Origin of the sequence: Yeosuana marina, assembly GCF_011762485.1 — a bacterium.
Lineage (GTDB): Bacteria > Bacteroidota > Bacteroidia > Flavobacteriales > Flavobacteriaceae > Yeosuana > Yeosuana marina.
In genome coordinates this window covers 1-707 of sequence record NZ_JAAKGI010000048.1, presented here as the reverse complement: position 1 = coordinate 707, position 707 = coordinate 1, and the positions used below count along the sequence as shown (strand labels likewise).

1 protein-coding gene is annotated in these 707 nt (G+C 31.8%); it reads left to right on the top strand.

Annotated features, from left to right (window positions below; translation table 11 throughout):
- Nucleotides 1-707, top strand: a 707-nt coding sequence (locus G5V56_RS18795) for a BPSS1187 family protein (protein WP_206285925.1), incomplete at both ends; no start/stop codon positions are given.

Here is a 707-nt window from a genome sequence, read left to right as displayed (position 1 = left end):
GGAACAGCTGCTTCACCTGAAGCATATAAAAAAATCATACAGACTGCGGCTGAATACGGTTACTATTCTTTTGGTTTACACTATGATAATTCATTGAGCAGTAGCGGAATTTGCAATAATACAAATGATGAAAATTGTGTTCAAAATGCTTTAAAAGAGTACTTTGAAGGAGTAGATTATTCAACAGAGGTAAATGTAAATTTTCCAAATTCATTTATAAATAGAATTACTAAAATGATACTTTATCTGAACTCACAAAACCCTTCAGAAGAATGGAATCAATTTTTGACGTCAAACAATGAAATAAATTGGAATTTAATTAGTCTGGCTGGACATTCTATGGGAAGCAGACACGCTTTCTTTATAAGCAAACAAGTAAGTTTATATAAAGTTGGTTTATTTAGTGGTCCAAATGGATTTGTTCTTGATAATGGTAATTTTCCTTCTTGGATTTCAAATGTTGGAGCAACTGCTAATTCTGACATTACTGGATTTTCTAACCAAAATGATAATGTAGCACAATGGAATTATGTTCAAAACATATGGCAAATTGCAGGAATTCAAGGCACACCGATAAATATTGACAACAACAACGAAATAAACTCACATCAATTATTTACAGAATATGTATCGCAAAATAATAGCGGCTCACTAATTCCTGCCCATAACTCAACTTGTGCTGATATTGATACACCAATTGAAAGTAA